The following is a 25,467-nucleotide window of genomic DNA, read 5'->3' as shown; positions in this document are numbered from 1 at the left end:
TAACATGACAAAAATAATCATTTATGCAGGACTGTCACTTTCATTTAGTGAAGCAAAAGAGATTTTAAACAGCGACGATAACAATGAAGTAATCTATAAAAGGCCGATTCAAAGAGGGGATTTGAGTTTGGCAATGAAAGAAAATCCTGACATTATTGGAATAATTGATGGAGTATTTCATCAAAACTCTGCTGTCGGCCATAAGGAAATCTTGAATGCAATCAAAAATGGCATTGAAGTTTATGGCGCTTCAAGTATGGGTGCATTGAGAGCATCCGAACTGGATACCTTGGGAATGACTGGCATAGGTTATGTTTACAACCAATATGCAAGTGGTGAAGTCGATTCAGATGACGATGTGGCAGTAATGCTTGATTCAGAAACCCTGGAAGCCCTTTCAGAACCTCTGATTAATATGAAATATGTTTTTACAAATGCAGTTACTGAAAACATCATTACTGAAGATGAAAAAGATGAACTGCTTCAAATAGCAAAAGAGACATTCTATCCAAAAAGAAATTATGCCCAAACATTAAAATCATCAAGTCTGGACAATGACAAGAAAGATAAACTTATAGATTTTATTAGAACATCACCTGACATTAAAAAGGAAGACGCAAAAAAATTACTTTACCATATAAAAAATGAACTATAACTACCTTTTTTAATTAACACATATATCTGCGAAAAAACAATTTATAAAAATTATAGATTGAAATTAAGTAAACAAAAATAACGTAAAAGTAAATAATAAAAATAGAATAAAACTATCAATTTAATTAATTGATAATTAATGTTAATGAAAGGAGTAACTCCTTCATCAAACACCACAAAATTAAAAAATTAAAACTCACTTATTCATTTCCTGATATTTTTTTAAAACAATGTCTGGAGTTTCAATAGTTTTTTCAACAGTTTTTACAACTTCACTAGCTTCAAATTCTTCGGAAACTTTTGACAAACCCTTTAAAATCAATTGTTTGCCATCAATTTTAAAACCTACATCATCAGCTTCAATCTCTATCAAACTGATTTCAAGGTCGGATGCCTTTTCCAAATCATTATTGGCCTTAAGTTCATATTTGAGTTTTAAACCCTTATGGGGCATCAACTCATTGATTGTCCTTTTGATAACAGACTCGAAAAGTTCCAAGAATTTGACAACTGGAGGCAAGTTATTAGCCCACCAATAAGCAAGAACAGAGTTAAGAACAATTTCGTGTTCGACAAAATCATCATATAATCTTGCACGAACACAAACCGCACTATCACCAACTGTTTTAATCACCAATACTGGACTAACAGCCATTATATCACAGTTATTCTACTAAAGCTTTGATTAAATCACTAGCTCTGACAAGACCAACTAAATCTCCTTCAACACCAATAACAGGAATTTGTTCAATGTTTAAGGATTTCATTTTTTTAGCGCAGTCAGAAACTTTAGTTTTAGAGTTAGCCACTTCAACATTGCCCACAGCAACATCACTAACTACTTTATCTGTAAATTTCAAGTGATTTTTTTCGATGTATAATACGGAAGTACTATCCCAAGACCATTTATCTCCTTCAGTACCTACGGTAGAGCTGTGTTCACTTCTTTCAGAAATGATTTCAATTTCAGAGATAAAATCTGTTTCGGTTAAAATACCAGATAATTTTGCATCATCATCCAATGCTAAAATGGATTTTAAACCAAACTGATTCATAGATTCAAAAGCAACATTTAATGGAGCTTTTTCCCAGGTGGTTGGAACAGTTGTAATCATATAATTTTCAACTGCATCATCAACAGTCATTTTGGTTAAAGCTTTAGATACCAAATCAAATGATGTGATAATTCCAACAAGTTCGCCGTCATCATTTACAACAGGAACTCTTCTAACATCATTTTCAATCATTTTTTTAGCTACTTCAGTTACATCTTCACTCGGACTGGCAGTAACCAAATCTCTAGTCATCAACATTGCAATTTGTTCTTCGTCAGGATTATTAATTAAATCAGAACGGGTTACTAGTCCTACTAAAATATCAGTACCATCTTTAACTACAGGAAGTACTGCTTTGTTTTCTTTTCTCATTAAGTCTAAAACTTTTTCTCTGTTACCTGGAACGGAAACGCTGACTACATTTTTAGACATTGTTCTTTTAACTAACATAAAAACACCTATATTAACAATATAATAATAAAAATAATACTCTAATGGATTACAAGCACTGCGCATTTAGCTGAATTTACAACCTTATCTGCTACACTACCCATGATAAACCTATCAAAACCAGATTTACCTGAACTACCCATAACAATCAAATCAATATCCTCTTCAGCTGCCACTTCTAAAATACAGCTTGCAGGAGAACCTTCTTTAATTACATGAGAAATCTTTATATCCTCTGCATTTAATTTATCAAATTCTTCAAGATTCTCTTGAGATCTTTCGTTTAAGACTTGATTTAACTGGTATACTTCATCATCCAATGGAAGCCCACTAATGAAATTATTTTCTGTGACACTCACAGCAACTATTTCAGCACCTGTAACACCTGCTAAAAATAATGCATGTTTTTGAGCTTTCTTTGCAAATTCTGATCCGTCAGTCGGAACCAATATTTTTTTATACATCATTAACAACTCCCATAATATATAGATTTATATCCATGATATTATACAATACATTTTTTATTAATGGTATATAATATATTTTTCGTTTCTAGCCTATTGCATATATTAAGGTATGGATTTTTAGAAAAAGATTTGAAAATAATAAATTCGGCGGAATAACCCTCATCTATAACAGATTTTTGTACAATATTATTTACATCAAAACTGCAAACATTGGTTGTAGCCATTTGTAATAATTGCTGAGGATTTATATAAGATTTATAATAGAGAGACATTACTTTCAAGGTAAATTCCAGCTCCCTTAGCATATTTGGAGAGTTCAGCATTACATTATCAGTTCCAAGCAGTGGTCTGATACCCAAATTCAACATTTCATTTAATCTGCAAACACCAACGTTCAATGTTGCATTAGCTCTAGGACAAACCACAACATTAGGGTTGGATTTTGAAACCAATTCCAGGTCATTGTTTTTGGGATTTGTAAGATGAACCAATTGGTCAAATTCATTAATGACACCCTTTTCAATTTCCGTTTTATTGAATTCATTTAATGATTCAATTTGGTTTGATTCAGATTCTGCAACATGAATTGATGAAATCTTACCCTGTTTACTGCATTCGCTAACAATCAAACTTGCAACCTCTTCAGTTATTTCGCCAAAACCGCTTGGAGCAATTCCATCTGCAACCTTCAAAAGTTTCCTTAAAGCTGTTTTGACTTTGCTTAAATCAGGATCATCACCATAAAAACTATCGTCACGGCCCAAAATTATTGGTTTAATTGGAATATCTTTAGAAGCCTTCCTTAGAAGTTTAACACCCTCAATTCCACCTTCACGATAATCTATGAAATGGGTGGTTCCTGAGTTGACCATGTCCCACATTGATTCCTGCATGGCATTAATCAGCTCTTCATCAGTTGCATTTGCCAATGCCTTATGTTTAACTCCATCCGGAGGCTTTACCATTTCGCTTAAGGATAAACCGTATCCCTCATCTTTAATTATTGAATCTCCGATATGAATATGGCCATTGATAAATGAAGGACATGCTACAGCACCATCTGCATCGATTATTTTGCCTTCTTTTGCATCCTTTTTTATTTCGATGATTTTACCTTCATCTACAACAATGTTTTCCCTAGACGGAATTAAATTTTGACCTTTTAAAATGATTGCGTTTGAAATTGTAAACATTAATGTAAAGTCTAATTTTTTTTATTAAAATATTTTTTCATTTTAACAAAATAAAGGGCAAACATAGAATATTTTAAAAAAATAACCCCTTATTGTCCAGTATTTGTCAATTGCCTGATTTTTATCTAAAAACGTTTTCAATTCAAAAAGAGTAATATATTAAAAAATATATAACTATAATCAACATCAAATAACTTTTTTTATTAGGTGATTTCTATTAACTCTCAAGAAATAAGATACTTTTACAGGAATATTGTTAAAACCGGTAATGTATACAGAGTTAAACACAATAATAAAGATTATGGAGAGTTTAGAAAATTATCTGACGCATTATATGAAAGAGATGCACTGTTTTTTTGTAATTTTGACTATGACCTGCTTGTTGAATGTGATCTTGAAAACAAGTATGAAAATATGGTGTTGCCTCCGTTTCCAGAAAAAAGGCCGAGAGGTAGAATAAAAGGAACAAAATTCAACAAAAAAGAAAGAGAAGGAGAAATCCTGTTTGACCATAAAGTTAAGGGTTTTTACATTAAGAGAATGGGCGAAATTATCGGTTACTACGACACAATGACTGAAGCGTTTTATTATAAAAAACTCCTTATGGACAATGACTGGGATAAAAGCGTTTTAAAAACAAACATCAGCAAAAGAATTGAAGTCAATATTGTTATTGATCAAACAAAAGAGTATGAGGTCAAATTAAACTTCTGTCCTAAGTGTAAAAGCAGGTTAAAAATTGGCGAGACAGAATGTCCTTCTTGCGGTATCAATATTGGAGAATACCTTTCAAATAATTAATAAAAAAAAGGATAGAGAAAAATTATTCTCCATCAGCATAGTCATTTAATGATTTTACATTAATTTCTCTATTTTGCACAGCAGCAATAGCATTTAAAGCTGCTCTTGCACCGGCCAAAGTGGTAACATAAGGTATACCAAGCTCAATAGCCAATCTTCTGATAATATATCCGTCTTTTGCAGATTGTTTTCCTTCAGAAGTGTTAATAATCAGATCAATTTCCTTATCAAGTATTGCATCCCTAATGTTAGGAGAGCCCTGTGAAACTTTTTTGATTATTTCAATATCTTCTAAACCTGTGGCTTGACCAGTACCATTGGTTGCAGCAATTTCAAATCCTAAATTAGCAGCCTTTTCTGCAATTGGTCTGATTTTTTTCTTATCCTGTTCTTTAACGGTGAGGAATATTTTTCCTTCTTTAGGAAGTTCCATACCTGCAGAAAGTTGAGATTTATAGAATGCCATTCCAAAGTTTTCATCTATACCTATACTTTCACCGGTGGATTTCATTTCAGGACCCAATATGGTGTCAGATTCAGGCAATTTTAAGAATGGGAATACTGACTCTTTTACTGCAACATGGTCTATTTTAATTTCTTTGGTTAAATTGAAGTCTTTTAATTTTGCTCCATGCATAATCCATGTTGCAACTTTTGCTAGAGGCACTCCAATAGCTTTACTTACAAATGGAACTGTTCTACTTGCACGAGGGTTTGCTTCAATAATATAGACCATTTCCTCATCAAGTTTTACTGCATATTGAATATTCATTAAACCTTTAACATCCAATTCTAGAGCTAATTTGGTTGAATTTTCACGAATGACATCTAAAATATGTGCAGGAATAGTTTGAGGAGGTATTACACATGCGGAGTCTCCGGAGTGAACACCAGCTTCTTCAATGTGTTCCATAATACCGGCTATGAATACATCTTCACCATCACATAAAAGGTCAACATCCAATTCAATTGCATCTTCTAAGAATTTGTCTACTAAAATCGGGTGGTCAGGTGAAACTTTTACAGCTTCTTTCATATATTCTTCAAGCTCATTAACATCATAAACAATTTCCATCGCTCTTCCACCAATTACATATGATGGACGTACCAATACTGGGAATGTGATTCTTTCTGCAATTTCTTTTGCCTCATCGAATGAGTTTGCAGTTCCATATGGTGCCTGATGAATGTGTAATTTTTCTAAAAGTTCAGCAAATAATTCCCTGTCTTCTACTCTATCAATGCTTTCATATGGAGTACCAAGTATTTTTACGCCGGCATTAGCCAGAGGCACTGCTAAATTAATTGATGTTTGACCACCGAATTGTACAATAACCCCATCCGGTTTTTCTTGGTCGATTACACCCATTACATCTTCAAAAGTCAATGGTTCAAAGAACAGTTTATCTGAAATATCGTAATCTGTACTTACAGTTTCAGGGTTGTTGTTAATCAATATAGTTTCAATTCCATCTTCTTTTAAAGCTAAAGATGAATGTACACAGCAGTAATCAAACTCGATACCCTGACCGATTCTGATTGGACCTGCACCAAGAATGACAACTTTCTTTTTAGTGGTTGATACCAGTTCATTTCCAACATCGTAGCTGCTGTAGTAGTAAGGAGTTTTTGCCTCAAATTCGGCAGCACAGGTATCTACCATTTTATATGACTGTTTGATGTTGTATCTTGAAAGCAAGTTTCTGACATACTCTTCAGTCTGGCCAGTTAATGAAGCTAATCGTTTATTGGAGAATCCTAACTGTTTTGCTTTTCTTAAGTAGTACTCATCATCTAGCTTTTCGGCGGTTACATCATTTTCGAAATTAACAATGTTTCTGATTTTGTATAAGAAGAAATTATCGATTTTTGTAAGTTCTCTTATTTTATCAATGTCCATTCCGTCCTTGATTGCGGAATAGATTTGGAAATAAATTAAATCAGTCGGATTTGACAAGTCTTCTTCTGACCATTCAATGTATTCAAATCCGTCAAAGCCCATGTCAAGGGACCTTAATGCTTTTTGGAATGCTTCTTCAAAGGTTCTTCCGATAGCCATTACTTCCCCTGTTGCCTTCATTTGAACTCCTACCTGACGGCTGATTCCTTTGAATTTGTCAAACGGCCATCTTGGGATTTTAATTACAACATAATCGATGGCAGGTTCAAATGATGCAGGAGTTTCTTTAGTGATATCGTTTTTGATTTCATCCAAAGTCATTCCTAATGCAACTTTTGATGAGATTTTTGCAATTGGATAACCTGTTGCTTTTGATGCGAGCGCACTACTTCTTGATACACGAGGGTTTACCTCAATGACTTTGTATTCATCTGTTTCAGGGTTTAGTGCGAATTGAATGTTACATCCTCCGCGAATTCCTAATGCTCTGATAATCTTGATTGATGCATCACGCATTTTTTGAATGGTTTCATCACATAAGTTCTGAATTGGAGCAACTACAACACTGTCTCCTGTATGGATTCCCATCGGATCTATGTTTTCCATAGTACATACGATGATACAAGTGTCTTCCTTATCCCTCATTACTTCAAACTCTATTTCTTTCCATCCGAGAACAGATTCGTCGATGAGAACCTGATTGATGAAACTCATGTCCAAACCATGATTTGCGATTTCAATTAATTCATCTTCGTTATGTGCAATTCCACCACCGGTTCCACCTAAGGTGAATGCAGGCCTTACAATTACCGGATAACCGATATCCTTTACAGCCTCAAGTGCAGCATCTACACTTTCTACAGCATGACATTTTGGAATTTGTTCTCCAATTTCTTCCATTAAATTTGCAAATAAATCACGGTCTTCAACATCTTTAATTGTTTGAACATCTGAACCTATGACCTTAATTCCTTCAAGCAATCCTAAATCTCCAAGACCTGTTGCAATATTTAATCCTGTTTGTCCACCCATAGTTGGTAAAATAGCATCAATTTCTTCTTCTTCAATAATTTTAGCAACAATTTCTGGAGTTAATGGTTCGGTATAAACTGTATCAGCCATATCAATGTCAGTTTGGATTGTAGCTGGATTACTGTTGACCAAAACAGTTTCAATACCTTCTTCCCTTAGTGATTTACATGCTTGTGAACCTGAATAATCGAACTCTGCAGCTTGTCCAATTTGAATAGGTCCGGAACCAATAATTAATACTTTTTTAATATCCTTATCAACTGGCATATATAATCCTCATTAATTTTTTTAATAATCTTCCATCACCTGATTAAACTCATCAAAAATGCTTCTTGTATCGTTTGGACCAGGGCCTGCTTCAGGGTGGTACTGAATACATTTTAAAGGCAATTCTTTGTGAGAAATACCCTCTGGAGTTCCATCATTTAAGTTAATTTGAGCTAATTCCAAGTCTGTTTCTTTTAGAGATTCTTTATCAATTGTAAATCCATGGTTTTGAGATGTGATAAATACTTTTCCAGTAGCCAAATCCTTTACCGGCTGGTTTTCACCACGGTGACCAAATTTCATTTTATATGATCTTGCTCCAAAAGACTTAGCGATTAGCTGTTGACCCATACAAATTCCAAAAATAGGCAATCTGCTGGATAATTTTTTCATGGTTTCAATTGTCTCAGTTACTCTGTCCGGATTTCCAGGTCCGGAAGTAATCATCAAACCGCTTGGAGAGTAATCCAATACAGTCTTATAATCAGTATCATAAGGGAACAATACAACACCAATGTCCCTTTCTAAAAATGAGTTAATGATATTTCTTTTAACACCGCAATCAATCAATGCAACTTTCTTATCTGCATCTTCATTGAATACTTTGATTTCTTTTGTTGAAACCAAAGGAACAACATCTATATCTTCAATGCTTGGTTGTGATTTTGCCATCTCAATCAATTTATCATCATCAATATCTTCTGTTGTGATTGCAGCTTTAAGTGAACCTCTTTCACGGATTTTTAATGTTAAATCCCTGGTGTCGATTCCGCTAATTCCAGGAGTTTCAAATTCTTTTAAAAACTCATCCAAAGTTTTTTGAGGTCCGAAGTTGGAAACTTCACGACAAACTTCACGACAAACAAATCCTTCAACCTGCACTTTATCAGATTGATACCACTTCTCACTTACCCCATGATTTCCCTCTAAGGGATAAGTAGACATTAAAATTTCTCCTTTAAAAGACGGGTCTGTTAAAGATTCAGTGTAACCCCCCATACCAGTAGAAAAAACAAGTTCTCCCAATTTGGTGGTTTCATAACCGAATGCTTCTCCTTTTAAAATTGTACCATCTTCCAAAGCCAATTTAGCTATTTTTACCATTAAATCACCATTATAAAAAAATATAATTCTCTATCTTTAATATATATCGTTTTACTATATTATTAATTTATTGTTTTCAGACAAATATTCAAAATTGAAAGAAAAATATGGGATGGAATTCAGTAAAAAACATATTCAATTAACGACAAAATATCAGTAATTAATTTAAAAGAGAAAAATATAAAATGGCCAGCCAATTAGAAAAATCAGTGAAAAAACATTTGAATGACAAGGATTATGCCAAATTTAAAAAATTAATCAGTGAAAATAAGATTTATGAAGTTCCAAGTTCATTAACCGGTGAACTTAGACCTTATCAAAAAATCGGTTATTCATGGCTAATTCAAAATATCAGATATGGATTTGGAAGTATACTGGCTGATGACATGGGGCTTGGAAAAACCATACAGGTACTGTCCTCAATCCTATATTATAAAGAAAAAAATCTGTTAGACGACAAAACAGTCCTGATTATTGTTCCTCCAACATTAATATCCAATTGGGAAAATGAGATTAAAAAATTCACTCCAGATTTGACTTATTTTATTTACCACGGATCCAACAGGACATTTCCATTGGACAACTATGACATCATATTAACTTCCTATGGAGTTGTCAGACTAGATTTGGACATGTTTGTTGACCAGAGATGGTTTTTATGCGTTATCGATGAAGCCCAAAATATCAAAAATCCGAATACCGAACAGACAAAAGCCATTAAAAGCGTTAGTGCAAGGTCCAAAATTGCCCTAACAGGAACTCCAATTGAAAATAAATTAATGGATTACTGGTCAATATTCGATTTTGTAAACAAAGGATATCTCTCAACAAAAGATGACTTTAAAAGACAATACGTCATGCCAATAGAAAAATTAGAGGATGAGGAAGTCTTGCAGGATTTGAAAACAATAGCTAAGCCTTTTGTTTTAAGACGTCTTAAAACTGATGATGACATTAAAAAGGAATTGCCTGAGAAATTTATCAATGACATTTACTGCACATTGACCAAAAAGCAAATAAAACTCTACAATGCCATTTTAGATGAGATATTCTTTGATATTGAGAATTCAAAAGGAATCCAAAGAAAAGGAATAATCCTTAAGATATTGACTGCCCTGAAGCAAACCTGCAATCATCCAGCGCAGTTTTTAGATATTAAAAATCCTAAAATAAGTGAATCTGGAAAAATGGAGCTTTTAGCAGACATATTATCCAACATTTTAGATGCTGATGAAAAAGTTTTAATATTTACCCAATATGTGGAAATGGGTAAACTTATCCAGAAATTAATTTCCAAGAAGTTTAAACAAGAAGTGCTGTTCTTGCACGGTTCACAGTCAAGAAATGAAAAGGCAAATGTTATTGACACATTCCAAGAAGATGACGATTATAAAATTTTAGTTGCAACACTCAAAACCGGAGGAACCGGTTTGAATTTGACTGCTGCCCAAAATGTTATCCATTATGATTTATGGTGGAATCCTGCGGTTGAAAATCAGGCAACAGACAGGGTGCACAGAATTGGACAGGAAAATGATGTCATGGTATATCGATTTATTACAAAAGGAACTCTTGAAGAAACAATTGATGCCATAAGCAAACATAAGACAGATTTGGCGAGCAAATCCATCAGTAATGACGAGACATTTTTAACTGAAATGACAAATGAAGAACTAAAAGAAGTTTTGAAATTAAGATTATAATCTTAAAATCTCATACTGAAGTTCAAACTTCTTGACGAATGAGTTAAAGCACCAATTGATATGATATCCACGCCTAACTTGGCATAATCCAAGATAGTGTCTTCAGTAATGCCGCCGGACACTTCAATTAATGAATTTTGACGGATATTTAACTCATTTAATCTGTCAATAACATCACTAACCTCAGTAGGGCCCATATTATCCAGCATTACAATATCTGCTCCATTTTTTACGCATTCGATTGCATTATCCAAGGTTTCCACTTCAATTTCTATTTTTTTAGAAAAACTAGTATTCTTTTTAGCTTTTAGTAAAGCATCCAAAGGATTTTCACATGTAGCAATGTGATTGTCCTTAATCAGAACCATGTCATCCAAGCTAAATCTGTGAGTATCTGCTCCTCCAACTTGAAGTGCATATTTATCAAATTTGGCGATTGCAGGTGAGGTCTTGCGTGTTCCTGCAACCCTCACATCATAATCCTTGACAAGATTAACATAATGATTGGCTGCGCTAGCCACTCCACTCATCCTCATGGATAAATTCAAAACTGTCCTCTCCAGAAGAAGAATTGTTCTTGCATCTCCTGAAACAGACATTATCAAATCATTTTTAGATATTGAAGAGCCGTCCTTTAACCAGAAATTGACTTTAACACCATATTCTTCAAATACGCCTCTAATTACATCCATTCCTGCTAAAATTCCTTCATCTTTTGAAATTATCTGGGCAGATATTTCCAAATCTTTTTCAACAACGGCATTTGAAGTAATATCACCGAATCCTTCATCTTCAGCCAACATGTATTCAATAATTTTATCCAAAAAATCACCTAAACTTTAATAATTAATTAAAATATATATTTATTCTATAATATAATGATGAGTGATTTATATGGAAATAATATTTTTAGGAACTTCTTCAGCAGTTCACTCAAAAGAGAGAAATCAAGTTTCAATTGCAGTCAAGGCATTCGGAAAAGTGATGCTATTTGACTGCGGAGAGGGAACCCAAAGACAAATGCTTCACACAAAAGTAAGTCCTATGAAAATATCTGACATATTTATCACACATTTTCACGGAGACCACATTTTAGGCCTTCCTGGACTCATACAATCCCTGGGACTGCATGGCAGAAAAGAAAAACTAACCATATATGGTCCAAAAGGATTACATAAAGTCAGAAATGCAATATTAAATTTCGGTTATTGCAAATATGAATATCCTCTTGAATTCATTGAAATCGAATCTGGAATCATTGAAGAGACTGAAGAATACATTATTCGATGCCAATCCGTCAGACATAATGTTCCCGCTCTTGCATATTCAATTGAAGAAAAGAAAAAGCCAAGATTTTTGAGGGAAAAGGCTATTGAATTGGGGGTTCCTGTAGGTCCCCTCTTCGGTAAACTGCACAATGGAGAGGAAGTTGAAATTGACGGGAAAATCATAAAACCCGAACAGGTTCTTGGAGAACCTCGAAAGGGAATTAAAATCACATATTCCGGAGACACCAGACCCTGTGAAGAAATGATTGACTTTGCAAAAGACAGTACCCTTTTAATCCATGAATCAACATTTACATGCCAGGATGAAGAAAATGCGGAAGATCATGGGCATTCAACAGCCGCTGATGCAGCATATGTTGCAAAGCAATCAAACAGTAAAGAATTGATATTGACACACATCAGCACACGTTATAATGGAGAATTTTCTAAAATTATATTGAATGAAGCACGAGAAATTTTTGAAAATACTGAAATCGCTTACGATTTAATGAAAATTGAACTTAAATGATACTATGAATCCATCAATAATTGATAATAATTTACAAATTATATTTTACATAATAATCATTGTTATTTCAATTACAGTCATAACAAAAGTTATTTCCAAATTTATGAAAAAAAGGGAAAGCAATGGCAAAGATATGACTGCATCATATCTAATAAAAGACATTATAACTTACAGCTTATATTTTGTTGCATTAATGTATATTTTACAGTTCTTTGGAGTAAATCTTGCAGGAACATTATTGAGTTTGGGTATTGTAGGTATCGCTGTGAGTTTTGCGGCCAAAGATATTATTTCCAATTTATTTTCAGGAATCATATTAATATTGGGAAAAAGTATTAAAGTTGGAGATACCATTGAAATTGAAGGTAAAAAAGGAACTGTTGAGAGTATTGCGTTTAGATCAACTGTTATCGTTGATAGTTTAGGCATAAGGGATCATATTCCAAACTCCATATTAACAAACAATCCCTATTATGAATTTAAACCTAATGAACTGCGCAAAGTCGATCTTTATGCAGGATTGCCTTTATATGTTGACGTGTTGGATTTTAAAGAATACATTATTAAGAAAATTGTAACTTATGATGCAATAGATAACGCTATAATGCCTTCTGTTCTTGCAGAGAAAATCTGCTTAAGAGAAGTTAAAGTTAAAATATCCTTTTGGGTAAAAGATTTTGACAGTGCCGACAGATGGCAGTTAATAATGAATACCAGAGATGAATATAAAGTAATAATTGCTAACGATACTAGAAAATATATACAAATGATTGGTGAAAAAAATGAGTAGCTCAATACAAGATGAAATTTTAAAGTTAAAAGAAGAAAAAAATGCTATTATACTAGCACACAACTACCAACCAAAAGAAGTTCAGGAAATAGCTGATTTTCTTGGAGATTCTTTAGAGTTATGTATAAAAGCATCAGAAATTGATGATAAGGATATGGTAGTATTCTGCGGTGTTGATTTTATGGCAGAAACTGCATATATTCTAAATCCCGATAAAAAAATTGTAATACCTACAATGGAAGCTGAATGTCCAATGGCTCATATGCTGCCTGAAGAGGTTCTCCTGGAAGCTAAAAAAGAACACCCTGATGCAGGAGTTATTCTTTATGTGAACAGTATTGCAGAAGCCAAACAGCATGCGGACACATTATGTACTTCAGCCAATGCCGTGAAAGTTACCGAAAGTTTACCTCATGATAAAATCTTATTCGGACCAGATAAAAACCTGGGAAACCATGTTGCAGAGCAAATAGACAAAGAAATCATTCATGTGCCTAAAGACGGCCACTGCTATGTTCACAGATTATTCCACATTGAAGATGTCAATCTTAAAAGGGAACAGTATCCTAATGCAGAAATCATCTGCCACCCTGAATGTGACATGAAAGTTCAGAATGCATGCGATAAAGTAATGTCCACAGGAGGAATGTTAAGATACATTGCCCAAAGCGACAAAGAGGAATTTGTAATTGGAACAGAAATCGACATGATTACAAGAATCAACTCTGAAGTTCCAGGAAAAAAATTATATCCTCTTCTTGAAGGGGCCATCTGCAAAACAATGAAACTTCATACATTGGAAAAAATAAGAGATGCACTTGTTAATGAGGCTCCGGAAGTTGTCTTGCCAAAAGAAGTTGCAGATAATTCCAGAAAAGCAGTTGAACATATGCTTAACGCATCAAAATAGCTAGTTTTTAACTAGCTTTTACTTTTTTTATTTTTAAAATCTGTTAAAAATTTCTTTAAATGCTCATTGATTACGGAATAATCATCATATCCTGCAGGAGTTCTAACCGAATCAAATAAAATAATCTCACAATCCTCAACCAATTCTTTTACTGGAAGAGAGTCATACCTATACGAATAATAACTTTCGTCAGTATTTCCCAAAATTAATGTTTTTGCTTTAATATTAGGCAATTTATCTTTATAATCAAAATTTAAAAGTACATCATTTTTATACTTAATGTCATAAACATCCTTGAATAAACCGTCTTCAACAAAATCATCCATTAAAACATCTATTTCATCATTAGACATTTCTTGAAGCAAATCTCTTGGAAAATAATTTGAATAAACTAATCTGTTAATAGAAACCATTGTATTGGATAATGAAACCTCATAATTTTCAGAATAAAAACCTTCAGCAGATACAATAATGTTTTCCACGGCTCTTGAAATCGCATATCTATATCCACTGGTTTTAAAAGAACTATCACAGACTATAATAAATTCCATGTCATCCGGATATTCACAAGCCCATGCATAGACTACATATCCTCCCAATCCTCTTCCGGTAACACCAAGCACTTTTTCAATATTTAAGAATTCTTTTAAAAATTGTTTTTTGAAATTGACACAATCAATGATGGAAAATTTTGGAAAATCAAATTTCAACCCTGTTGAAGAGGGAGAACAGGATTCCGGAAAACCGAGAGAAGTAATTGATATTATGCAATATTCATTTTTGTCAAAAGAAGCTCCTTCAGAAGTAAGCTGATAAAAATCATTTACTGAAAAACAGTTTCCGTTATAATTATGGCAGTAGACAACAGCATTAACAATGTTTCCATTATCATCATATTTAGGAGTGCCCATTATATAATATTCCACTTTGACATCTTTAAGAACACTGCCATTTTCAAATTCAAATTCCTCTAAAGTATAACTACCATACCCCAAAAATGATGCATCAAACTCCAAAAAATGCCCCCATCATAAAACATTCTATAAACCAAAGAATATATACATTACTAATTGAATCATGAATTAAGCATTATATCAAAAAAAGATTAAATATTTAATTTAATTAAACTGTTCTAAAAATGAAACTACTTCCAAACCAACATCTGAATAATCAGGCTCTTCATAAAAACTTTCTTCACCTTTAATAACAATTATTTTAGGATTATCCAAAATGTCCTTTAAAGGTAGGATATCCTTTTTAGTGTTAAAGGATAAATGATCCTCAATTCCTATAATCAATGATTTTGCTTTGATATCTGATAATTTATCATAAGTGTCATACATTAAAAGACACTGATTTCTTGATTTGAAATCATAGATATCCATGAATAATATTTCATCGACATAATCCTCCATCAGCACATCCATTTCATCATTGGACAACTCATTGAAAATTCTTTCTGAAAAATAAGTCATGAACATCAGTCTTGCAATTGCTACAATCAGTTTGGACACAGAAACGCTATATCCATCAACATAGAAATCATCACAGGAATCAATCATTGCCTCTACAGCCTTAATCAAAACATAACGATGCCCGTAGGTTTGATAAGTAGAATTAAGCACTATTATAAATTCCATTTCCTCAGGAAACTCACTTGCCCAGGTATAAACTTCAAATCCTCCGGTACCCTCACCAATAAGTCCAAAAACTTGTTTAATCTTGCCGAATTTTTCAGACAAAAATTGCCTTTTAAAATTCACCCTATCCTTAACAGTATAATCAGGGAAATTATATTTCAGACCTGTTGTAGATGGTGAACATGACCCCGGAGCTCCAAGAGAAGTAATTTTGATAAAAAAATATTCATCCTTATGGGCATCAAATATGACGTCATGAAAATTGGATAAAATGGAGTGTCCTCCGACAACTGTTGGAAAATAAATAACTGCATTGACAATATTTCCGTCTTCATCATATTTAGGAACCCCAGTTACTGAGTATTCTACATTAACATCCTTCAAAACTCTTCCAGATTCAAATTCAAAAGATTTCATAACATGATTATCATAGTTACTTTCGAGGTTCACAAATATCACCCTGCAATAATAATTATCTTTTTATAAATTATATATATTTTAGGTATAAGTAAAAATTAATGGACATGGAAAATTCACATGTCCTCTAAAAAACTAGACAAAAACATATTCATTTCGATTTCTTCACGCGCTATGAAGTCATTCATCCTGAATTGGGCAACATCACTTTGAAAAGGATATAATCTGTCTTCAAAATACATTTTTAGTTTGAAAAGATTGCCGTCTATTTCAGTTTCCTCATCCAGATTATCGTTTAAAAATTCCATCTGATTCAAGGTTAAGTCGCTGACAGAATATTCGACAAAATTTCTGTCATCCGTTTTGCCGTAATCGGTTATGCTAACTATCATCAAAACCACTTAAGAAATCTTTTAGCTCATAAGAGATGTTTTCAAGTTCATTGAAACATAAATGACCTAATTCCGAATCCATTATCAAAAGTTCAGAGTTTTCAATCATTTCAGACATTGGAATTGCATCAAGTTCCGGAGGGAAATGCGGATCCTGTTTGCATGCAATAATCAAAACTTTTGATTTGATTTTATCCAAATCATCCTCAACATTGAAATTCATGCTTGCCCTATTGCAGTATTTCAAATCATAGATATCGGTTTCAATCATTTCATTTCCAAATTCCTCAAACTCACAACTTAATTCTTCATTTGTCTTTGCTCTTAGGGCTTCTTTTGAAAGTCCGAAGTTAAATTCTGCAAGACAGGCTATCCTTAAAGTTCTGATTAATGAATAGGTTAGCTCACCCTTTGCATAATCAGGGTCTGATTCAATAATTTCATCAACAAACCTTGAAAGAATAAAGTCATGACCTGCAACCTTGTAGCTGCTTACACCGCAAATGATGAAATCCTGAAAGTCAGGATATTCAATTGCCTGAGTCAGACCTACAAAACCTCCCATGGAGTTGCCTATCAAACCTAAAACATGAGCAATATTAAATTTTTCAGATAAAAACTGTTTTTGAAAATTGACAACATCTACCATAGTGTATTCTGGAAATTTATTTTTAAGACCAGTTAATGAAGGAGAGCATGATCCTGATGAACCTAAAGCTGTTATGCTAACAAAGAAATATTTTTCTGCATCGAAAGGACAATTTTCAAATGTCAAAGGCAAAATTTTCCCCATTCCTGCAAAACTGCCTAAAGAACCTCCACAATAAAGAATAGTATTGTTAATCAATCCATTTTCATCATATTTTGGAGTCCCATAAGTCATATATTCCACTTTAACATCCTTTAACACTTCACCATTTTGAAATTCAAAAGAATCCATTATAAATTGCTTTTTTTCATTTTCAAAAAATTCTTCATCAAAAATATTAATCCCTCCTATTAAATCAATTTGATTAATCTATATATTAAAAACAAAGTATTTAAATTAAACTAAACAATGTTATTGTGATGAAATATAAAATTTTAGAAAAACCCAGTTATGATGAAGCATACGATTTAGTTCATGAAGCTTTAAGAAAAAGGGCTACAATAGTGATTTTTGCCTGCTGTAAAGTAAATTATGAAGGTCGTGCATTAAGTGAATTAAACTGGGGAGAGAGAATAATAATGATAAAACCTGATGGAGCGTTTTTAATCCATCAGGAAAAAAAGGTAGAACCCGTAAATTGGCAGCCACCAAAATCAAGAACCAGATGCTATATTAAAAATGACAATCTCTTTTTAGAAAGTCACAGAAGAACACCTAAAGAGCTGTTAACCGTTGAGATTAAAAAAATCCAGTTTATCACATTTGCCAATATCGAAGACTTTGAAGAGCTTGAACAGGCAGGGTATGAAAAGGATATGGGAGACATGATAATGGATAAGCCCCATATGATTGAAGAAGGTTTTACACCGACTGCAAGAGAATACAGTGTAGAGCATGGATTTATAGATATTTTAGGAAAAGACAGCGACAATAATTTAATGATATTGGAGCTGAAGGCTCGAAAAGCAGGCGTCACAGCAGTTAAACAACTTAAAAGGTATATTCAGGATTTTGAAAATACTGAAAATGATTACTTAAAAGACTGTAAAGCCGAAAAGAAAAAAATCAGAGGTTTGCTTGTTGCACCTTCCATTATGGATGATGCACAGGAAATGATTGAGGAGGAAGGAATTGAATTTGTTTCAATTGAACCTCCGCGTGAGTTAAAAAGAGATAAAAAAGTTACATTAGATGCATTCTAATTTAATGCATCTTCAATTTTTTTAAGTTCATCTGCATGGAATTTTTCAGTGAATTCATTTGCAGGTGTTGCAGTTGTAACATGACACTCTTTCTGCAGCTTATAAATAAGATACTCCTCATTTTCAAGAGGAATTGAGTCATCCTCATCCAATAATTCCAAACCATCCAATTCAGACAATATATTCTCATATTCTTCATTTTCAAGGGAAATAATTTCGTCAACTTCCATATCCTGAAGTTTTGGATTTAACTGCATCGCAATAGCTACAAATCCATTAACAGTTTTATCAGAAATTGAAAATTCTGATTTTCTTATTTCATCCATAGACAATTTGATATGGGTGATAGTGTTTTTTGTGACTGGAACTTCACTGGATAAACCAATCTGATTTATTTCATAGTTATTTTTCCAATCTCCTATTTTATAAATTGCATAATTTATATCATTAACATTAATTAATTCTTCGCCATCCATTATATCACATTTACAAATATCTTTTTATAATAATAAAAACATTATTATTAATATACATTAGTTTTATAAAATGTAAATTTCAACGGAGGTTAGGCTGTGAAAAAATGTCCTGAATGTGGAAATCCTAGTTATGATGGTGCTCCTGTTTGTGGAAATTGCGGATATCAATTCCCAAAACCAAAAGTTGCCGCCAGAAAACAAAGAAGTATCTTCGATGGCGAACCTGTGGTGGAAAAACAACCTAAAAAACAAAAAGAACCTAAAAAGGAAAAACAAAAAGCAAATAAACCTTCCAATGAACCAAGTGTATTAGAAATTATCAAAGAAAAGAAACTTATTATTGGAATAATATTGCTTATTACTTTAATTGTGATTTGTGGAATTGTCCTTACAGGATCAAATAAAAATAGCACACCTATTCAAACTAGTGATTTAGCTGAATATACTACAGGTGATTTTTCATTTAAATACCCTAAAGATTGGGAAAAAGTAAATCTCACCGATACTGATCATGAAACTGCAATATTCTTTAAGAATGGAAACAACACTATTATTGAACATTATAACATCACTAGTAGTGCAACATCCCTGAAAGATATAAATCAACAAAGAATTAGTCTCGCATTAAGTAGCGGCGATGCAGTTGAACTTGTTGAAACCGTTACACTAGATGGAAGAAACGGTTCAAATATAATCTTGGAAAATGCTGATGGAAATTACACCAGATATGTTTCAATGTTTACTGATGGCAAATTGTATGTTTTCAAAGTAACTGGAGACTCACTTAATGCAATTACTTCAGACAACATTAATACTGCAATAAATTCCGCAGACATTAAATAAGTATGATTAATTTCATACTTTTTTCTATTTTTTAAAGTGTTATTATGACTAAAATTAAACTTGCCCTTTGTCAGATTAATGTTATTGATGATAAAGATGCAAATCTGGAAAATGCCAGATTAATGATAAATAAAGCTTCTCAGAAATCTGATTTTATTGTTTTGCCTGAAATGTTCAACTGCCCTTATTCCAATGACAAATTTATTGAATATTGTGAAGAAGAAAAAGGCAGCTATACATTAGATAAAATTTCTTCATTGGCCTTTGAAAACAACGTATATATACTAGCAGGTTCGATTCCTGAAAAAGAAGATGATAAACTGTTTAACACATCATACCTCTTTGACAGACAGGGAAAAATAATCGCAAAGCACAGGAAAATGCATCTGTTTGACATTGACGTTAAAGATAAAATTACTTTTAAGGAATCGGATGTGTTGACCGCAGGAAATGAATTTACAATAGCCGATACCGAATTTGGAAAAGTAGGCATTGGAATCTGCTACGACATTCGTTTTCCGGAACTTGCAAGAATCATGACTGAAAATGGTGCTTTGATTCTATTTTATCCTGGTGCATTTAACATGACCACCGGTCCGGCGCATTGGCAATTGCTTTTCAGGTCAAGAGCCCTTGATAATCAGGTTTATTGTGTTGGTGTTGCTCCGGCATTAAATAAAGATGCCAGTTATCACAGTTACGGGCATTCAATTGTAACAAGCCCTTGGGGAGAAGTACTGGCTGAAGCAGGTCAAAAAGAAGAAACAATATTTTGTGAAATTGATTTGAGTGAAATAAAAAAAGTAAGGGAAGAACTTCCGCTTTTGAAAAACAAAAGAGAAGATCTCTACAAAGTTATTGAAAAATAACTATTTTAATTTGGCCAATCTTTTTTTGAAGTAATCAACTTTTTTAGTGCCGTCGAATACTTCAATAGCTGTTTCTATGACCCTAACTTCATTGTCATAGTCATTGGCTTTTCTGTAAAGAACACATAATCTTTTATATGGAGCATCTTTTGGCTGTTTTGTTTCAACATATCTTTCGTATTCTTTAATAGCTTTTTGAACATTGGTTTTTTCCATTTCCTTAAGTGTGCTCATTGGAATGAGTTTAACAACTGATTCACCTGAAGCCTTAGCTTTTTGTCTTTTTTGAGCTTTTTTAATAGCCTTATTACAGGATTTTTTGAAGTCTTTGTCCTCTTCAGCTTTTCTTGCTTTTTTAATTAGATCTATTGCATCATCTGTTGCAATATCTCCCAATGCCTGAATTGCAGCTAGTTTTACACCCCAATCTTCATCTTCAAGACATTTTGCAATAGTGTCCAGCTCGCTTTCGGCTTGAAGTTCTCCAAGTGAACGTACGGCAACTTTTCTAACTCCAAAGTCTTCATCTTCACATGCGTCAACAAAATAAGGAATAACTTTTTCATCTTCAGTTTCTTTAAGTGCAAATGCGAGGAAACGTTTATCTTTTCCATCAGCATTTTCAAATTCTTCAATTAATTTATCAACAGCTACATCACCCATGCTGCCCAATATTTCGGCTGCTTTAAATCTAACTTGTGCACTTTCATCAGTAGTTGCTTTAATTAATGGTTCGATAGCTTCTTCATCAGTAACTCCAACTAATGATTCGATAGCTTCTTTTCTAACTTTAACATCATCATTTGATAAATTGTTAATAGCTTCATTTAAATCTGTCATGATATTAATTAGATTTTAAGAATATATAATCTTTTAACATTAACATCTGCGATTTGACAACCAAAAACCAAAATGATATATATCCCATTAAAAATAATCCGCCAAAAAAAGACAAACGTTAATGTTAATGTAAGAATCTGGAAAAAATATCAGATAAAATAAAATAAGTTGTAGGATAATCGATGAAAAAAATAAAATAAAAATAAGAGAAAAATTCTCTTATTTAAATAGCGGTCCAACCACCGTCAATACAGATTAATTGACCTGTACAGAAACTGGATGCGTCAGATGCGAGGTAAATTGCAATACCGTCTAATTCACCAGGTTTACCTAATCTACCTGCAGGACAGTATGCTGCAATAAGATCCATGAATCCTTCCATTTCAATTGAATCAACGGTTAATTCAGTTTCAAATACTGCAGGACCAATTGCGTTAACAGTAATGTTGTATTTTGCCCATTCAACAGCTAAGTTTTTGGTTAAGTTCATTACACCACCTTTAGCTGAAGAGTATGCACTAATTCCTCCACCAGGGAAGATTACTCTTGAGTGGATTGAACCAATGTTAATGATTTTACCGTATTCTTGTTCAATCATGATTTCACCGACAGCTTTACACATGTAGTATACACCGCTTAAGTCGATGTGAATGTGTCTTTCCCATTCTTCATTGGATTGGTCGGTAACCATTTTGTTGTTTCCCATACCTGCTGCGTTAACTAAAATATCAATTCTTCCGTAAGCATCCATGGTTTTTTGAACTGCTGCTGTGATACTGTCGTAGTCACCAACGTCACATACTGCATAGATTACTTCAGTTCCGTATTCTTTTTCAATTTCAGCTACGTTTTCAAGGAGTCTTTCTTCTCTTCTTGCAAATAATGCTAATTTAGCACCTTGGCTTGCATATGCTTGAGCAATTTGCCAACCAAGACCAGAAGAAGCACCAGTTACAACTGCAACTTTGTCTTTAATATCAAAATAGTTTTTCATATTTATAACCACCTTAGGCATGAGCCTATGAATAATAATTTAAAAATCAAACTATTTAATTATTTTTATTTAATTTAAAGCCCATATAATCGAAAAAATAATCAAAATCATAATAATTTCTATAAAATATTCAAGACTGTTTAAAAATGAATAAAAAAATAATAATAACTGTATACTAAATTGTACAACAATACAATGATGCCGTTACTTCATAGAGGAAATTCATATTGACTGGTAAGAATACCTGATTTATTTAAATTGTCAAATACAAAATTAGTAAATGACAAAGTTTTATTACAGTTTTTCGATAAAAGAATAAGATAAGAAAAAAAGTAGAAAATAGTAATTTTTCCACAAGAGGAATATGCATGATTGAAGAGCAAACCAAAAGTTATTCTAAAAAACAGATTTTTGAAATATTGCATCCATGGGTTAGAGAATGGTTTGACTCCCAATTCGATGATTTCACCCCCGCTCAGAAAAAATCAATCATAGACATCCACAAAAAGAACAACATACTAATTTCATCACCAACAGGGTCAGGTAAGACATTAACTGCATTTTTATCAGTAATAAGTCAATTAACAGAATTGGCTGAAAAAGACCAATTGGAAGATAAAGTCTATTGCATTTACATTTCACCCCTAAAAGCATTGGATAACGATATTGAAAAGAACTTAGATGAACCACTGAAGGGAATTGAAGAAATTGCAGGCAGAGACTTGGGAATTAGAAAAGCTGTCAGAACCGGCGATACCTCACAATACCAAAGACAAAAAATGCTTAAAAAACCGCCACACATCCTGATTACCACCCCTGAAACATTGTCAATCTTACTTGTAGCTCCAAAATTCAGAGAGAAATTGAGCGGAGTCAAATATGTCATTGTTGATGAAATTCACTCTTTAGCCGAAAATAAAAGGGGAGTTCATTTAAGCTTATCACTGGAGAGATTGCAACATCTTCTTGGCCAATATACAAGAATTGGCCTTTCAGCAACCGTCAGCCCCATAAAAGAAATTGCCCGCTTTCTGGTAGGTTATGAATATGGCGTTGAGAGAAACTGTAAAATTGTGAATATAAACTATCTAAAAGAGCTGGATATGGAAGTAATGTGTCCTGTAAGCGACATCGTACTGGCCGATGAAGAAGACACCCGCCTTGGAATGTATGACCTGTTAGACGATTTAATCTGGGAAAACAAAACAACATTAATATTTACAAATACCCGAAGCGGAACGGAACGCTTTGTTTATAATCTGAAGAAAATGTATCCAATGCATTACAATGACACAAACATTATGGCCCACCATTCATCACTTTCAAAGGAAGTTCGTCTTGAAACAGAAAACAAACTAAAAGAAGGTAAATTAAAGGCAGTTATATCCTCCACATCTCTTGAACTTGGAATAGACATCGGATACATCGATTTGGTTGTTTTAATCAATTCGCCGAAATCCGTTGCAAGAGCACTTCAGAGAATTGGTAGAAGCGGCCACAGATTGCATGAAAAATCAAGAGGAAAAATCATCGTTACCGACCGTGACGATTTGGTGGAGTGTTCAGTACTCTTAAAAAATGCAAAAGAAGGAAAAATCGATAAGATCACAATACCTACAAACTGTCTGGATGTTCTGGCACAGCACATCTATGGAATGAGTATTGAAAATCCATGGGACATTGATTATGCTTATGACGTGATAAAAAAAAGTTATTGTTATAAAAATCTCGAAAGAGATGATTATGAGGATGTTTTAAGCTATATGGCAGGAGAATATCCTGAACTTGAAGAAAGATATGTTTATGCAAAAATATGGATTGACTATAAAGAGAATACATTCGGAAAACGTGGAAAACTGGCAAGAATGCTTTATTCAACAAATATCGGAACAATTCCCGATTCTTCAGGAGTTCTGGTTAAATGTGATGGAGAAACCGTCGGAAAAATAGAAGAAACATTTATGGAAAGGCTAAAAAAAGGAGATACATTTGTTTTAGGAGGCAGAACCTACAGATTCAACTATGGAAAAGGAATGACAATCAATGTAACTCCTGCAAGCGGACCTCCAACAATACCTTCATGGTTTTCACAACAGCTCCCATTAGCATTTGATCTTGCAATGGACATTCAAAGATTCAGAGCACACATGGATGTTAAATTCAGGTATAGGCGAAGTAAAGAAGAGATAATGGAATTCATTCATGAATACCTCTATGTTGATGATTTTGCGGCAAATTCCATTTATGAATACTTTGTAGAACAGTTTAAATATGCCCACATTCCAAGTAACCGGAGACTGTTGATAGAATACTATAAAGGGTTTGGTGGAAGGAAATTCATAATATTTCACTCATTATTCGGAAGAAAAGTTAATGATGCACTATCCCGTGCGGTTGCATATGTAGTTGCAAGAAGGTACAACATCAATGTTACGATTTCCATTTCAGACAATGGATTTTATTTAAGTTCAGACGGTAAAATCGGAGGCCTTGAATCATTTAATGAATTAACACCTGAAAATTTCGAAACAATTCTTACAAAATCACTGAATAAAACCGAAACACTGGCTTCCAGATTCAGACATTGTGCCGGAAGATCACTAATGACCTTGAGACGATACAAGGGAGAATCAAAATCCGTTGGGCGCCAGCAGGTGCGGGGAAAAATATTGCTTAAATTCGTTCAGGATATGGATGATGATTTTCCTATTTTAAATGAAGCAAGAAGAGAAGCCCTAGAAGATTATATGGACATAAATAATGCATTAAAAGTAATTGAAATGGTTGCAAATGAAGAAATGGAAATAAAAACAATCAATACAGTCATTCCAAGTCCTTTTGCATTCAATTTAGTTTCACAAGGATATCTTGATGTTTTAAATCAAAATGATAGAGGAGAATTTACAAAAAGAATGCATCAAGCAATTCTTGACCAAATAAAAGATAAACTAAAAGATATATATTGAACAAAAAACAATATATTCAATGAACAAATAAATACAATTATAATTTAAGTTTATAA

The 25,467-nt window shown here is 33.2% G+C and carries 24 protein-coding genes; 10 read left to right on the top strand and 14 right to left on the bottom strand.

The genetic code is table 11. The annotated features are described in order from the left end of the window. Nucleotides 1–4 precede the first annotated feature (4 nt). On the top strand, nt 5–655 hold the full coding sequence (locus ACJMLH_RS04985; protein WP_405275316.1) for a TfuA-related McrA-glycine thioamidation protein: 651 nt from the start codon (nt 5–7) through the stop codon (nt 653–655). A gap of 195 nt (nt 656–850) precedes the next feature. Here the strand turns inward: ACJMLH_RS04985 and ACJMLH_RS04980 are convergent, their stop codons facing one another. The 4 genes from ACJMLH_RS04980 to ACJMLH_RS04965 are packed head-to-tail and all read right to left on the bottom strand — an operon-like array spanning nt 851 to nt 3,819. Then, nucleotides 851–1,309 carry a hypothetical protein gene (locus ACJMLH_RS04980; protein WP_405275314.1) on the bottom strand — a complete coding sequence of 153 codons (459 nt, stop codon included), beginning with the start codon at nt 1,307–1,309 and terminating at the stop codon, nt 851–853. 10 nt (nt 1,310–1,319) lie between these two features. Continuing rightward, nucleotides 1,320–2,159: a CBS domain-containing protein gene (locus tag ACJMLH_RS04975; RefSeq protein ID WP_405275312.1), complete on the bottom strand. Its 840-nt coding sequence runs from the start codon at nt 2,157–2,159 to the stop codon at nt 1,320–1,322. Nucleotides 2,160–2,200: 41 nt separating this feature from the next. Continuing rightward, nucleotides 2,201–2,623 carry a universal stress protein gene (locus tag ACJMLH_RS04970; protein WP_405275328.1) on the bottom strand — a complete coding sequence of 141 codons (423 nt, stop codon included), beginning with the start codon at nt 2,621–2,623 and terminating at the stop codon, nt 2,201–2,203. 41 nt (nt 2,624–2,664) lie between these two features. Then, a complete protein-coding gene (locus ACJMLH_RS04965; protein WP_405275309.1) occupies nt 2,665–3,819 on the bottom strand; it encodes an amidohydrolase family protein in 1,155 nt (384 codons plus the stop codon). Nucleotides 3,820–4,026: 207 nt separating this feature from the next. Here ACJMLH_RS04965 and ACJMLH_RS04960 point away from each other — a divergent pair, with 207 nt between their 5' ends. Then, on the top strand, nt 4,027–4,620 hold the full coding sequence (locus ACJMLH_RS04960; protein WP_405275307.1) for a zinc ribbon domain-containing protein: 594 nt from the start codon (nt 4,027–4,029) through the stop codon (nt 4,618–4,620). Nucleotides 4,621–4,642: 22 nt separating this feature from the next. Here the strand turns inward: ACJMLH_RS04960 and carB are convergent, their stop codons facing one another. Together carB and carA are read right to left on the bottom strand one after the other, a co-directional pair. Beyond that, complete coding sequence (carB, locus tag ACJMLH_RS04955) at nt 4,643–7,819, bottom strand: carbamoyl-phosphate synthase large subunit (RefSeq protein ID WP_405275305.1); 3,177 nt, start codon at nt 7,817–7,819, stop codon at nt 4,643–4,645. 21 nt (nt 7,820–7,840) lie between these two features. Then, a complete protein-coding gene (gene carA / locus ACJMLH_RS04950; protein WP_405275303.1) occupies nt 7,841–8,923 on the bottom strand; it encodes a glutamine-hydrolyzing carbamoyl-phosphate synthase small subunit in 1,083 nt (360 codons plus the stop codon). A 185-nt stretch (nt 8,924–9,108) separates the two neighbouring features. Here carA and ACJMLH_RS04945 point away from each other — a divergent pair, with 185 nt between their 5' ends. Then, the gene (locus tag ACJMLH_RS04945; RefSeq protein WP_405275301.1) at nt 9,109–10,626 is read left to right on the top strand and encodes a DEAD/DEAH box helicase; all 1,518 of its coding nucleotides are present in this window, start codon (nt 9,109–9,111) and stop codon (nt 10,624–10,626) included. 2 nt (nt 10,627–10,628) lie between these two features. Here ACJMLH_RS04945 and nadC read toward each other — a convergent pair whose 3' ends face one another. Continuing rightward, on the bottom strand, nt 10,629–11,450 hold the full coding sequence (nadC, locus tag ACJMLH_RS04940; protein WP_405275299.1) for a carboxylating nicotinate-nucleotide diphosphorylase: 822 nt from the start codon (nt 11,448–11,450) through the stop codon (nt 10,629–10,631). Nucleotides 11,451–11,520: 70 nt separating this feature from the next. Between nadC and rnz the strand changes: the two genes are divergently transcribed. From rnz to nadA, 3 genes are read left to right on the top strand one after another with little or no spacing between them, the layout of a single operon-like run. Continuing rightward, a complete protein-coding gene (gene rnz, locus ACJMLH_RS04935; RefSeq protein ID WP_405275297.1) occupies nt 11,521–12,423 on the top strand; it encodes a ribonuclease Z in 903 nt (300 codons plus the stop codon). 4 nt (nt 12,424–12,427) lie between these two features. Then, a complete protein-coding gene (locus tag ACJMLH_RS04930; protein WP_405275295.1) occupies nt 12,428–13,213 on the top strand; it encodes a mechanosensitive ion channel family protein in 786 nt (261 codons plus the stop codon). Continuing rightward, nucleotides 13,206–14,123 carry a quinolinate synthase NadA gene (nadA, locus tag ACJMLH_RS04925; RefSeq protein WP_405275293.1) on the top strand — a complete coding sequence of 306 codons (918 nt, stop codon included), beginning with the start codon at nt 13,206–13,208 and terminating at the stop codon, nt 14,121–14,123. The genes ACJMLH_RS04930 and nadA overlap by 8 nt, the downstream gene beginning before the upstream one ends. 11 nt (nt 14,124–14,134) lie before the next feature. Here the strand turns inward: nadA and ACJMLH_RS04920 are convergent, their stop codons facing one another. The 4 genes from ACJMLH_RS04920 to ACJMLH_RS04905 form a co-directional block, all read right to left on the bottom strand. After that, the gene (locus ACJMLH_RS04920) at nt 14,135–15,139 is read right to left on the bottom strand and encodes a hypothetical protein (RefSeq protein WP_405275291.1); all 1,005 of its coding nucleotides are present in this window, start codon (nt 15,137–15,139) and stop codon (nt 14,135–14,137) included. Nucleotides 15,140–15,241: 102 nt separating this feature from the next. Beyond that, nucleotides 15,242–16,213 (bottom strand): hypothetical protein, encoded by a 972-nt coding sequence (locus tag ACJMLH_RS04915; RefSeq protein ID WP_405275289.1) that lies wholly within the window; start codon nt 16,211–16,213, stop codon nt 15,242–15,244. 83 nt (nt 16,214–16,296) lie between these two features. Then, complete coding sequence (locus ACJMLH_RS04910; protein WP_405275286.1) at nt 16,297–16,572, bottom strand: DUF5750 family protein; 276 nt, start codon at nt 16,570–16,572, stop codon at nt 16,297–16,299. Beyond that, nucleotides 16,562–17,512 carry a homoserine acetyltransferase gene (locus ACJMLH_RS04905; RefSeq protein ID WP_405275283.1) on the bottom strand — a complete coding sequence of 317 codons (951 nt, stop codon included), beginning with the start codon at nt 17,510–17,512 and terminating at the stop codon, nt 16,562–16,564. The genes ACJMLH_RS04910 and ACJMLH_RS04905 overlap by 11 nt, the downstream gene beginning before the upstream one ends. Before the next feature lie 128 nt (nt 17,513–17,640). On the opposite strand from ACJMLH_RS04905, the gene nucS reads away from it, so the two are divergent. Beyond that, nucleotides 17,641–18,423: an endonuclease NucS gene (gene nucS, locus ACJMLH_RS04900; protein ID WP_405275281.1), complete on the top strand. Its 783-nt coding sequence runs from the start codon at nt 17,641–17,643 to the stop codon at nt 18,421–18,423. Here the strand turns inward: nucS and ACJMLH_RS04895 are convergent. Then, complete coding sequence (locus ACJMLH_RS04895) at nt 18,420–18,899, bottom strand: hypothetical protein (protein WP_405275279.1); 480 nt, start codon at nt 18,897–18,899, stop codon at nt 18,420–18,422. The genes nucS and ACJMLH_RS04895 overlap by 4 nt on opposite strands. 96 nt (nt 18,900–18,995) lie before the next feature. Between ACJMLH_RS04895 and ACJMLH_RS04890 the strand changes: the two genes are divergently transcribed. Both ACJMLH_RS04890 and ACJMLH_RS04885 read left to right on the top strand, forming a co-directional pair. Then, a complete protein-coding gene (locus tag ACJMLH_RS04890) occupies nt 18,996–19,742 on the top strand; it encodes a zinc ribbon domain-containing protein (protein ID WP_405275277.1) in 747 nt (248 codons plus the stop codon). A 44-nt stretch (nt 19,743–19,786) separates the two neighbouring features. Continuing rightward, nucleotides 19,787–20,611 carry a carbon-nitrogen hydrolase family protein gene (locus tag ACJMLH_RS04885; protein WP_405275274.1) on the top strand — a complete coding sequence of 275 codons (825 nt, stop codon included), beginning with the start codon at nt 19,787–19,789 and terminating at the stop codon, nt 20,609–20,611. Here the strand turns inward: ACJMLH_RS04885 and ACJMLH_RS04880 are convergent, their stop codons facing one another. Both ACJMLH_RS04880 and ACJMLH_RS04875 read right to left on the bottom strand, forming a co-directional pair. Further along, nucleotides 20,612–21,451 (bottom strand): HEAT repeat domain-containing protein, encoded by an 840-nt coding sequence (locus tag ACJMLH_RS04880; protein ID WP_405275272.1) that lies wholly within the window; start codon nt 21,449–21,451, stop codon nt 20,612–20,614. A 223-nt stretch (nt 21,452–21,674) separates the two neighbouring features. Then, nucleotides 21,675–22,445, bottom strand: coding sequence for an SDR family NAD(P)-dependent oxidoreductase (locus tag ACJMLH_RS04875; RefSeq protein WP_405275270.1), 771 nt, complete (start codon nt 22,443–22,445; stop codon nt 21,675–21,677). Between the two features lie 368 nt (nt 22,446–22,813). Between ACJMLH_RS04875 and ACJMLH_RS04870 the strand changes: the two genes are divergently transcribed. Then, the gene (locus ACJMLH_RS04870) at nt 22,814–25,411 is read left to right on the top strand and encodes an ATP-dependent helicase (protein ID WP_405275268.1); all 2,598 of its coding nucleotides are present in this window, start codon (nt 22,814–22,816) and stop codon (nt 25,409–25,411) included. Nucleotides 25,412–25,467 lie beyond the last annotated feature (56 nt).

The sequence above is a fragment of the Methanobrevibacter sp. genome, from assembly GCF_045116495.1.
GTDB lineage: Archaea > Methanobacteriota > Methanobacteria > Methanobacteriales > Methanobacteriaceae > Methanocatella.
The sequence above is the reverse complement of the archived record's forward strand: the minus strand, read 5'-3'. Positions and strand labels throughout refer to the sequence as shown.